Below are 12,071 nucleotides of genomic sequence, written 5' to 3'. Positions count from 1 at the left end.
GAAGCGACTATACTTACTTAGCAATGTTGCGCAAGTAATTCCCCGGCGTGCACCCATGCATTTCTTTGAACCTCTTGATAAAATAAGCAGCCGTTGCGTAGCCGACCGTATTTGCAATTTGCTCGATTGTCATGTTGTTTTGCCCAAGTAAGGCTTTGGCTTTCTCCATTCGATGACTGGTGACATATTCGGTATAGGTGACGCCTATCTCTTCCTTAAATAGTGTGCTTAAATATTTAGGACTGAGTAATACCTTCGTGGAGACCGCCTCCAGGGACAGATCCCCCGAGAGATGGTCATGAATGTATTGCTTGGCCAATTCTATACTGGAGACCGCACGCTCGCTATTGCGATTCTCCATATGAGCGATAAAGCCGGTTGCCGAATCCACCAGCCACTTTTGAAAAGAAAGGATATTGTGCAGCCCGACGTACTGGTTGAAGAGATCCAGATTCTCCTGCTCGGGGTGCTTATATCGAACACTCTTCAAATAATCGGAATAGACGAACACGGTATTGGCAAGAACAAAGCGGCAATGATCTGCCGCATACATTCCTTCCCGCATAATCGTAACCAACTGCTCTATAGCCGTTACAAGCTCCTGCGGCTGCCGAGCGTGCAATTTATCTTTGAACTTTGCCAAAATAGCTTGCGGAATTTGATCCAGGCTGTTCTCCCGATTGAGCAGCTTGCGATCCTTCAGGATGGAGGTATCTGGCAGAAAATAAACGTATTTCATTAAGGTTTGGGCCTCAATGTAGCTCCTATGAACATCGGTCATCTCATGCACCCAACAACCCCACGAGATTTGGACATCCAAGCAGAACTGCTCTTGACCCTCCGATATTACAAATTGAGATATTTGTTCCAAAAGATCCTCGCTCTCTTGATTAGCGCAAACAATGATGACAACCTTCTTGTCCGGAAGCGCTTCGGCAATGATGCGGCTATTAGACAGGGACGCGGCCTCCAACTGGTTGATAATCCGGTACACTGCATATTGCATATTCCTGGAGCTTAACCGTGAGAAAGCTTCACTCGAATCCAGAATTAAGCAGCAGTAGCGATTGTATTCGCTCGAGAGGCCTAGAAATGAAAGTTCTTCAACCCATTCCTCACGCGTATAGCAATTGTGGAGCAAGTTGAGGACGACATTGTGCTTGATAACCGAGCTATTGGCTTCCAGCGTCTCTTCCAGGCTATTGACTTTATCATTCAGCTTGACGAAGGCCGTGTCGATCAGCCTGTACTCATTGGTGACATGCTCGGACGAGTGGTCCATTAACCCTCTTATTTTGGCCGTCAACCGTTTGATTGGGCTGTAATTCGCCCTAGCCAGAATTCCGGACAATACGATGCCTACCAGAATGGCCAACAAACAGATGCTCAGGATCAGCTTTTGTATGAAAATCGATTTTTCATAGAAAGAGCTGGAAGGCACGACGCTAAAAATTTTCCATCCGGTCGATGGGAAGGTTTGATAGGAAACGACGTGGGAATTCTGGTCAATGGTTCCGCTATAGCTCTTGGCCTCCCCCCTGATCTTACTGGTGTCATAATTACCCTGTACTAGTTTTCCTTTATCCGCATCCGATATCGTGTTACCGGAATGATTCAGAATAAACGTACCTTCATATTGTGAAGGCATCATATTATGAATAATCGCGCTTATTGCACTTTCCTTCACGTCAATCGCAATGATGACGTCGCTGTTCTCGCCTGACACTTGGAAGGGATAGCTATGTGCGTAAGTCATCAATGCATTGCTTCCACCGTCAGATAGGTTCGAATAAATATCCTTAGGGACCAAGCGCGTCGGCGTCCAGAGGCTGCTCTGTTTATTGCTTCGCATCCCGTCAATCCAGTCCGCTAGGTTAGCGATGCGGCTATCTTGGTCGACATTGAAATTCAACCCATAGAGCGACGATAACATGACATTTTGTCCAGGGTAATACAGATGCACGGCTTGTACGACGTCCGAGTTGCTGATGACCTCCGATTTAAGAAATTCTTGCAGGTCAATCACCTTGCTATGATTGCTCTGTAAGGAAGAGTCAGCAAGCAGTCGTACATTTATGTTTTGGTTAAGGGAAATATCCAAATAAATCTGCTGAGCTCTTTGGAACACTGCCGTTTCAATCGTTTGGGCCGTGTTCTCCAGAATCAGCTGATTTCTGTCGCGCAACTCTTCCTTATAGTTTCTCGAGAAGTAAACATAGAAGATAGAACAGAGCAGGAGCACGATGATGAGAACAATGGATATATAGGAAATAGCTAGGTTAGCAAATACGGAATTCCATTTTTTCATATTGTCCCCCTTATCCCTCTGAGAGTTTCCTTCGTCATTAACTCAATTATCCTGCATCTTTATTAAACCAATGTAAAATACTATCCGCATTTTATTAGGTGAGTGTAAAATATTATCCCTATTCCTCCCAAACTGATATAAAAGAGAAATTGTTATATTGATGTATGGCGCGCCCCAATGCTACATTGAGACCGATTCCGATCCCATTCGGCAAGGTGATGCAGAGCGGCACAGGTCGTTCACCCCTTCCTATGAATCGGTTCTAAATATCAAAAGACAGGAGTCGATTCGATTTGAAAGTCAAATCCCAAAAAAAGCTGTTATCTGTTACGATGGGCGTGTTATTGCTGCTCAATCCCGTGGCAGGAAGTTACGCCATGGCCGCTCCGGCCGAATCTTCTGTCGGACTGCCCCAAGCTCCGGCATGGGGACACTTTGTCGATAGCTACAAGAACAACTCCTCCGCTAATATAACGGTCGAGTCCAACCCGACGATTGGAGTGCTGTCCGGGTTCCTGGATCTCTGGACGCCAGGATCTTCGTGGGATAACGGCACCAAGCTGAACAGCGAAGTTCTGGACTACAATATCCAGTACGTGGCTGATCTAGCTGAAGCCCGTACGGAGGAAGATGAGATCGCAGCTTATTACGACGACCGACGCAACCAAACCTACGGTGCCTTTGACGGTCTTGGAACGCTTGCAGATGTGTACCGAGAGAAAACAGGAACGTTCACCACGATTACGAGCATCCCGGACGACGCCACGACGGTCAAGTACGATGACGGGAACGGTGCCAATAAAGGCGGCAATTCGGACTCCGAGCTCGGCAAAATGGTCGACCTGATTGGCACGCTGCGCGGCAACTATGCTTCGACTACGCCGGCTAAAAACTTTTACAGCTATATGCGTCCATGGCGTTGGCTTGATACTTCTGTCATCGTGCCTACGCTGGTTCCTGCGAGAAATACCACCAAGCCGGAAACGGATGGCGGCTTCCCGAGCGGTCATACGAACGCCTCATATCTCGCCTCGCTGGCACTAGCTTATACTGTGCCTGAACGGTTCCAAGAGATGCTGACCCGCGCTTCCGAGATGGGCAACAACCGGGTCGTTGCCGGCATGCACTCGCCGCTTGATGTCATGGGCGGACGCGTCTTGGCTACGGCGCTGGCAGCCGCCACTTTAGCGGACCCGGATAATGCAGAGCTTAAGCAAGCCGCGTACGATCAGGCTCATGAGATTCTGCTGCAAGAAACCGGTACGGCAGAAGATCGCTTCAGCGATTACGAGAGGAATAAAGAGCAATATACAGAGCGTCTGACCTACGGATTCACACCAATCGCTTCCACAACGGAAGCCGTAGTCGTTCCGAAGGGCGCCGAGGTGCTGCTGGAGACTCGCCAACCTTACTTGAGCGACGAGCAGCGCCGCGAAGTTCTGGCTACAACCGGCCTGCCGTCTGGCTATCCGGTGCTCGATGATCCAGAAGGATGGGGACGTCTGAATCTATTTGCTGCTGCAGATGGATATGGCTCCTTTAACAGCAACGTTACCGTGACGATGGATGCCTACAAAGACGGCTTCCATGCAACAGATAGCTGGAAGAACGATATCGCCGGTGCAGGCAAGCTGACGAAAGAAGGAAATGGCACTTTGACGCTGACGGGCAGCAATGCGTATTCCGGAGGCACTGAGCTAAATGCCGGTACGCTCGAGGGAAAATCCGCGACGGCGTTCGGCAGCGGCGATGTTCTGAATAACGGTGGTACACTTATGGAGAATGTAACGGGCAAGATGACTTTTGGTGGAAGCTTCACTCAAGCTGCCGAAGGTACTCTCGAACTGAATATGGCCAGCGCAGGTGATGTGCTTGATGCAAATGGTGCGGTCAATGTGAACGGGAAATTGCAAGTGAACTTCACAGACAACTACGTGCCGAGCACGGGAGACATCACCTTGATCAGCCATGACGTGGATCAACGGACCGGACAATTCTCCGCTGTTAAGGTTTATGGCTTGCCAAGCTCGTATAATGCTACGGTTGTTTACCAATCCGACCGGATTGTGCTGAACCTTACTACCTCGACGGGTACTCCAGGTTCAGGTTCCTCTAACGGCACGGACGACAATGAGACCGAAGGCACACAGAAGCCTGAGACTAAATTGAATCCGTTCCAATCCAACGTTGTTAGCCGGGAAGCGGTACTGAAAGCGGTGAGCGACGCCATCGCAGCAACGAATAATGGTAACAAATCGTTCATCGATGTTAGCAATCATTGGGGCAGCAGCGCCATTGCGAAAGCAGTGAAGCTGGGTATCATAACTGGGTACTTGGATAATACGTTCCGTCCGAACGCGTCTATCACAAGGGCAGAGTTCGCTGGCATAATTGCCCGTGCATTCGCACTGACATTAAATCCAGCCTCGGCTACCTTCAACGATACGGGCTCTAATTGGGCCATTGGTTACATCGGCGCCTTGGCGGAGAAGGAGGTCGTAACCGGTTATGCGGATGGCAGCTTTAAACCTAGCGAAGCTATCTCCCGTGCCGAGATGGTGGTGATCATTGCCCGCGTGCTGAACCTTGACGTGTTAGCGACCGGCGAGCCAACCAACTTTACAGACGTGAGCAACACCTACTGGGCTGCGAATGAAATTGAGCTGGCGTCTTCAGCCACTCTTGTACAAGGGATTTCAACCTCTTTATTCGCACCTAATAGCACGACTACTCGCGCTGAAGCGGTGACGCTCATTATCCGAGCTCTAGAGAGCGACAGCTCGATCAAGGCGTTAATTGAAGGGTTATAAAAAGTCCTAAATAACAAAGAAAAGTGAGATGGCTCATTTAACGACGAGCCATCTCGCTCTTTGTCTTATTAATAGACCCTCGCATTAGCCTTCTCTCATTCAATGCCTTGAAGAGACAATTCGATAGTATCGTTTCTGGAGCTTTTGTTAACTGGTATTGGTTTCGTCAGTTCAACCAAACCTATTAAAACCAGAGTTATTGATGATTTCTTCTACCGTCTCTGCTGGTTGTTTTAGGGTGGTGTCGTAAATAAATTTGTTATTAGAATGTGACATTTGCATTTTGTTCAATAAAAATAAAGAGCGTTCTAAGGAATCAATGTCCCCCCTTATGCTTAGACGTTCGATTAACTTTTCTTTATCTGCTATCAGTACAACATACTTTAGTCTCACATTTAAATCTGATAAATGTTTACAAAACCAATCAAGCTCATCCTCCACTACAAAATCAATTACTACATTTAAATCATTTTGAATAAAATTTCTCGTTAAAGCCAAGATGTTTTCCCATGTAAGACTTAAGCGTTCTTCCCATGAATGTTGTAATTCACCTTTAAACATATGAAGAAGCACATCACCCTCAATAAGAACGCAATGCTTAACATTGCGAGCAAGTTCTTTCGAAGTCGTGGATTTACCAACCCCCAACGGACCAGATATAAGATATATCATGTTTTTTTTATCTTCTTCTTTCATTTCTAAAATCCTCTCGATCCTATTTTTCATTGTCTAGTACATCTCTTCGGTATTGCTATCGTGTCCCGTTAGTTGAATAACTTATCAGGACCTCAGATATTTTTATACAACAGTCTTACTGTTTGATTTTCTTTGAATTCTCTTCTTAAATAGAAATTGTAGGCTGGTGCAAATGTAAATATTCCTTACCTCTCCACCATTGCTTTTCTTTCCCGAGTATCGTTGCAATAGGTGTCTCTCAAAAGTCTTTGAACAATTGTTTAGCAACGTCGAATGTCCATTTATTATTCCAAGGAGGTTGGTTAAATATTTCAATAAATAAGGATATACAGTGTTCTAGATCTTCCTCAATAAGTTTTCTAATAAGTATAAAATTCTCCTCCTCAAACTAATCTGCCAGTCAGCTTAATAAAGCAAAGGAGCAATTGCCGCAGCAAAGTGCTCCTTTCTAATTAGTTTAACACCTTACATATTTGCGTTTGAAACCAATTTGCCCTTTATCTACTGCCTTTTGAATATTTCCTGAAGCGAATATAAACTTACTTTTTTTCTTGTCCTGATTCACTTCTACTGGACCTACTGCCTTTGCGATTTCGACCGCCATATCATGGAGTGGCAAATAGGATACCCCCACTGTGTAAAGATAATTATTCATAGCGTATTTTGTTCGTTCGGGAGAATCGCGAATCGTATTTTGCACAATTTCAAGCATATTGGCAAGTTTGCTTTCGGAAAATTCACCGTCCGGTCGGTTACCCAAAAGCCAGCAGTAACAACTCCAGCCCGCTGACATTCTCAGCTCTTCGCCGCTTGCGATCCATTTATCGGCAACTTCTTGTGCAATATCTGTTTCTGCCAAGGTTACTGCCACTACATAATCAGAAAGCATATAAAAATAAGCCGAATCTATCCAACGCTCAAAATCAGCTTCAGTCATTGCTTTCGGATCTGCAATTACGCCAGCAAAATACATGGCGTCGTAATTCCCCGTTGTGTAAAGCTGCTCAGCCAACGGTTGGTTTTTTTTAATTTTTTTGGCGATGGGCTTCATTTCACCTGTAGCCACACCAAAAAGTGGTTCATGCGCGCCATTTGATATGTAGATTTTCTTGGTTCGTTCCTTGCCGAGAGCTTCAAGCTCCTGCATAACCATTTCGAAATTCATTATTTAACACTTCCTTATTTTTGAAGGATTTTATTAATTTTATCATAAACACATACTGGACAGCGATAGTGTACTGCATTTGTCTTCTTCAGACTCTTCACTGCTTTATTGGTGCTAATGGATGCCCTAAAATGACTGCAATACTTCTATGGCACTTTTAAGAGCGTTGGTATCTCTTAATCGTCCCTTTTCAGTTCTAGTCAGACTTATTAACTCAAATGCCTCTGCCTTGCTTACCCATCGAACTTCCTGTGTTTCATGATCATAATTATGTACTCTTCCTGTTGGTCTTAATAAAAAATACTTTGTAACACAGGTATCTGATTCAAACGCCCCTGGGATCGGTGCAATAACTTCACAAACATATCCCGTTTCTTCTCGCACTTCTCTCAATGCTGTGTATTCAGGAGATTGATCTTGTGGATCCTTTCCCCCTTTGGCAAAAGTCCAAACGTACCCTCCCCAGAATCCGCTGGGACTTCTCATCAACACCTCACCGGCATTATTAAAAACGATTCCTCCATAAGCGATTTCATCCATTTTTTAACCACCCAACAAAAAAGATATCCTGATGGTTAAACTAACAGTTACCCGATAGTTCAATTTCAAGATCGTTTTCGTAATCTTTATTTCTTTACTTCTGAAATATGCCAGCATACACCAGAGGGATCTATCAGATTGATCTCACGTTTTCCCCATGGATACATTGTGGGTTCCTTTGCCTTAATAGGATAATTCTTCTCTAAAGCAACGGTTTGTATGAGTGACCACCAACCGTCTAAATCCTCAACTACGAGTTCTACCATGTAGTTATCTTGGAATTCTTGATTATGAAAATTTTGAAGAAAGAATTCCTGTTCCCCAATTCGAAAGATACTCAATCCGTCGTCGGAGTAGACTTTCTCAAAACCAAGATCTTCAAAAAAACTCTGTGCAAGTTTATAATCTTTGCCTGATGGAATAAATGGCCGAAGCTTAGTAACCTTCACAAGTTCCCTCCCTTTTAGGCCTAATAACCAAAGATTCCGATGTTTAAAGCCCGGTGGTTTCCTGAAGTTCAGGACACCGGGCTTCGTTTTTATTTTTTTACAATCGGAACCCATACCTCGCAGCGATAATCTTCCGACATCGTATCTCCCGGCGGGTAAAGCTCGAAATCGGGCCCCTCGGCCTGTTCATATCCCGTAGTGGGGAACCATTCCTGGTAGATGCGGCCCCAAACCTCTTGGATCGCACCAGGCATCGAACCGATGGAACTAAATACAGCCCACGTGGCTGCCGGAATCTGTATTAATTCGAACCCGTTGTCGGACACTGCCGCATCAATCTCTACCGCAATCGCGTATTTAAAGCCCCCGCTATCCTGCTGCGTATCATAGCAGAGTCCAAGCATTTCGTCGGTTTTTCCTAGGGCAGCAATTCTTCCGACAGTACCGTCCGCATGACTATCTCGCCAAAATTTCGGGATTTCCGTTGAATTCTCTCCCTCCATAGTGGATGTTTGGATCGATTTTCCTACGACGGTAAACGCCTCTTTTTGCACAATTCTGTAGTCCATTTCTTTGTCTCCCTTCAGTGATAGGTGGAAGGAGATGCGAGGGAAGGCCTTCAGTTGAATGCCGGGATGCCGGGCGTCAGAAGGTGAAATGCCGTGCAGCTTGCGGAACGCCTTGGAGAACGACTCAGGTGAATCGTAACAATATTTCATCGCGATATCGATCACCTTCGGACCGGACAGAGCAAGCTCTTGCGCCGCCAAGGTCAAACGTCGTTTCCTTACGTACTGAGCCACAGTCATGCCTGTCAGCATATAAAACATGCGCTGGAAGTGATAAGGTGAGGAGTACGCTGCCTTCGCAAGCTCTGCGATATCCAACGGCTCTTCCATCTTCGCTTCCATCAAGTCGAGCGCCGACATCATTCGATTCAGCCATTCCATTCGCAAAAGCTCCTCTCTAAGAACATGTTATCAGGGTTTGGTGATACCATCCTGTCATTGTGTGCGGTCGTTTGACAGACGCTGACATGAAAACAGCTCCAGTAAACCTTTTACTGCGTTTGATATTAAAATAAACTGCCTGTTGGCTCAGCAATATTATATAAATCTTCCAAAGTTAATACTACGCTTTGTCTATATTTATCTCTATCATTCCAGCATTACAGTTTTATAACAACGAGCGTTTTCAGAAAAAACTAAACAACCTTAGTCCGGTTGAGTACCGGGCTAAGGTTGTAATATTCATTCTTGCCTTCTTATCCTTTTAATCCGGTGGTCGAAATTCCTTCAACGAAATATTTCTGAGCCAAGAAGAACAATAAAATACAAGGAACGACGCTGACGACGGACATTGCCAACACCTGATTCCAAGACACAGCAGAGGAAGCGTCGAGCGATAGGCGCAGGCCAAGAGAAACCGTGAACTTCTTAACGCTGCTAATGTAAATGATTGAATTGAAGAAGTCATTCCAGGTCCATATGAACTGGAAAATACCTACAGAAAAAATTGCAGGCTTGCATAACGGCAGGAGTACCCTTACTAAAACCATGAACGAGTTGCAACCGTCGATCGTAGCTGATTCGTCTAAGTCACGAGGCAAGCCTCTGAAAAACTGGATAAGCATATAGACGAAAAAGGCCGAAGTTGCAAATAACGATGGCACGATAAACGGAAGATAGGTATCCAGCCAGCCAAGCTTATTGAACAAGATGTACCTCGGAATCATCACCGTTGCATCCGGCAGCATCAAAGTCGCCATCATGATGGAGAACAGCGGCGTGCGCAGCGGGAAGTTGAATCTTGCGAATCCGTAAGCGACGATAACGCTCGATAGGATCGTGAACACGACGGTTGGCACGACGAGCTTCATTGTATTCAAGAAGAATTCTTGAAATCCATATTGCCCGGTACCAGCCCAGCCTAACGAATAGGAGTTCCAGACATAGGTATCGGCGAACAGCTTGCTGGAGCCAAAAATGTCTTGATTCGTCTTGAATGAAGATACGAACAGCCATATTAACGGATATACCATCACAAAACCTAACAATATCAACAGCAAATATGAAGGCCATTTGTTCGAGCGAGCATGCATCATTTCGATTTACCTCCGTCTTCGTAGTACACCCAGCGGTTAGAGGTTTTGAAAATAATGCCGGTCACGATCATTATGATCGCGAACAATACCCATGACAACGCCGACGCGTACCCCATCCTGAAGAAGGTGAAGGCTTCCTCGTATAGCTTCAAGGCATACAAATAAGTTGATTTCATAGGACCACCGTTCGTAATGACGAATGCGCCGGTAAATTCCTGAAAAGCGTTAACCATTTGCATAACCAGATTGAACAATACAATTGGCGTCAGCAGCGGTACCGTTATTCTAAAGAACATACGGGTCTTCGATGCGCCATCAATCGCGCCTGCTTCGTACAGATCTCCCGGAATCTGTTGTATACCCGCCAGAAACAGCACCATTGACGAGCCGAATTGCCAAACGGATAGCAAGCCGAGTGTGTACAGTGCGATATCCGGATTGCCCAGCCAATCTACAGGGCTGATGCCGAAATTAGCAAGCAGACTATTTACAACCCCTTCCTTCATGAACAGGAAGCGCCACAATACCGATATGGCTACGCTGCCTCCCAATATTGAGGGTAAGTAATAGACCGTTCGGAACAAATTGATTCCCTTCAGCTTTGCGCTTAGGATCAATGCTATGAATAACGCGAATGCCAGCTTGACCGGAACGGCAAGAATCACATAAATCGACGTTACGCTAAGCGACTTCGTGAAGCCGGGATCCGCTGTGAAAATTTGTTTATAATTGTCCAGACCGATGTATTTCGGGGGATTGACCATATTGTAATCCGTTAAGGAATAATAGAACGATGCGATAAACGGATACAATTGAAAAACGAGCAGCCCCAAAATCCATGGAAGAACGTATAACAGTCCGATATAGCGATAGTTGCTTCTTCTTCTGAACACAGGCTCACGCTCCTTCTTTCCGATCGTTATCAAGAGTTGGCACGCCGGCAGCATAGCATATTGCATCATGTTGCCCATTTAAATTCCGCCGAATCCGGCGTACCGCTCTAATTAAAATTACAATTCACCTATTTGTCATTTAACTATCTGCTCTTCAGCTCGGTCAGCTTCTTCTCCAGATTGCTCGCAAGTTCCTTGGCTGCCGCTTCCGGAGAGGACTTGCCGAAGGCCACCTGTTCGATGACATCCTGCAGAATAGCTGATACTTCCGAGTTCATTGCGATTGCGTTATCGACGATGCCTGCGTTCTTCAGTCCCATCTCGACTGCATTCGTAATCGAAGGGTCGATCTTTCCTGCTTCGACTGCCGCTTTCTGTGCCGGGGACGATGCAGGTATGGAGCGAACGTCTCCCAGAATAACGGCTGCTTCCGCGTCGTTCATCAGCCAGTTAAGAAATTTAACTGCTTCTTCCTTATGCTTCGACTTGCCGTTCACGGTGATCAATTGCGATGGACGAACCAAGACAGCCGAGTTTTTTGCGTTTTTGTCAATGACCGGGAGCGCCGTTGTGATTTCTACGTCATCCGGTAATACGGAACGAAGCGATTGAAGCGTGCTGCTCATAGCCGAGATGATCGGAATGTCTTGATTGATCCACTTCGTATTTTGTTCGGTCTTGCCGATAAACAGATCCGCTTCACCAAGCGGCTGATAAACCCCCGCTTTCATCGCTTTATCGATCCAAGCGAGCGCTTCGGTCGCTTCCTCTGTCGTGAAACCCAACGTAAAATCTTCATTGATCCATTGCGCACCCGTACGCTGCTTCAGCATATTCGTGAAATCCTGCATCAACACGCCATGATCGGCAAGCATCAAGTACTTCGAGTTGTCCTTCTCATGCAGTTTTTTCCCTTCCTCGTACAATCTGTCCCAGTCCCATTGAATGTCGGTCGGTACACCCAGCTTGTCAGCCGCCGTCTTATTAACTCAACTTTCGCAGAGCGAAAACCGGCTTAACAGCATGATGTGACTAAATATACGGTGAGTTCAATACAGATATTGAAAAATAGAAAAACACCGCTTCGTTTGGTAAAGTGAGAGTGT

The 12,071-nt window shown here is 45.8% G+C and carries 9 protein-coding genes and 1 pseudogene; 1 reads left to right on the top strand and 9 read right to left on the bottom strand.

Going from position 1 to position 12,071, the window contains the following annotated elements; genetic code table 11:
* Positions 1-13: 13 nt before the first annotated feature.
* Positions 14-2,308, bottom strand: a complete 2,295-nt coding sequence (locus tag RCO25_RS00050) for an AraC family transcriptional regulator (protein WP_308994110.1) — start codon at positions 2,306-2,308, stop codon at positions 14-16.
* A gap of 293 nt (positions 2,309-2,601) precedes the next feature.
* Between RCO25_RS00050 and RCO25_RS00045 the strand changes: the two genes are divergently transcribed.
* Complete coding sequence (locus tag RCO25_RS00045) at positions 2,602-5,118, top strand: S-layer homology domain-containing protein (RefSeq protein ID WP_308994109.1); 2,517 nt, start codon at positions 2,602-2,604, stop codon at positions 5,116-5,118.
* 171 nt (positions 5,119-5,289) lie between these two features.
* On the opposite strand, the gene RCO25_RS00040 is transcribed toward RCO25_RS00045, so the two are convergent.
* The 8 genes and pseudogenes from RCO25_RS00040 to RCO25_RS00005 form a co-directional block, all read right to left on the bottom strand.
* Positions 5,290-5,814 (bottom strand): P-loop nucleotide/nucleoside kinase family protein, encoded by a 525-nt coding sequence (locus RCO25_RS00040; RefSeq protein ID WP_308994108.1) that lies wholly within the window; start codon positions 5,812-5,814, stop codon positions 5,290-5,292.
* A 457-nt stretch (positions 5,815-6,271) separates the two neighbouring features.
* Positions 6,272-6,979: a DNA alkylation repair protein gene (locus tag RCO25_RS00035; RefSeq protein WP_308994107.1), complete on the bottom strand. Its 708-nt coding sequence runs from the start codon at positions 6,977-6,979 to the stop codon at positions 6,272-6,274.
* Between the two features lie 126 nt (positions 6,980-7,105).
* Complete coding sequence (locus RCO25_RS00030; protein WP_308994106.1) at positions 7,106-7,519, bottom strand: NUDIX hydrolase; 414 nt, start codon at positions 7,517-7,519, stop codon at positions 7,106-7,108.
* Positions 7,520-7,605: 86 nt separating this feature from the next.
* Positions 7,606-7,968 (bottom strand): VOC family protein, encoded by a 363-nt coding sequence (locus RCO25_RS00025; RefSeq protein WP_308994105.1) that lies wholly within the window; start codon positions 7,966-7,968, stop codon positions 7,606-7,608.
* 89 nt (positions 7,969-8,057) lie between these two features.
* On the bottom strand, positions 8,058-8,918 hold the full coding sequence (locus RCO25_RS00020; RefSeq protein ID WP_308994104.1) for an AraC family transcriptional regulator: 861 nt from the start codon (positions 8,916-8,918) through the stop codon (positions 8,058-8,060).
* Positions 8,919-9,232: 314 nt separating this feature from the next.
* Positions 9,233-10,072 carry a carbohydrate ABC transporter permease gene (locus RCO25_RS00015; protein ID WP_308994103.1) on the bottom strand — a complete coding sequence of 280 codons (840 nt, stop codon included), beginning with the start codon at positions 10,070-10,072 and terminating at the stop codon, positions 9,233-9,235.
* Complete coding sequence (locus RCO25_RS00010; RefSeq protein WP_374992040.1) at positions 10,069-11,019, bottom strand: carbohydrate ABC transporter permease; 951 nt, start codon at positions 11,017-11,019, stop codon at positions 10,069-10,071. Before RCO25_RS00010 ends, RCO25_RS00015 begins: the two co-directional genes overlap by 4 nt.
* Positions 11,020-11,108: 89 nt before the next feature.
* A pseudogene (locus RCO25_RS00005) lies at positions 11,109-11,939 on the bottom strand (extracellular solute-binding protein); the annotation flags it as partial.
* Positions 11,940-12,071 lie beyond the last annotated feature (132 nt).

The organism is Paenibacillus sp. LHD-38 (assembly GCF_031157315.1).
GTDB lineage: Bacteria > Bacillota > Bacilli > Paenibacillales > Paenibacillaceae > Pristimantibacillus.
The sequence above is the reverse complement of the archived record's forward strand: the minus strand, read 5'-3'. Positions and strand labels throughout refer to the sequence as shown.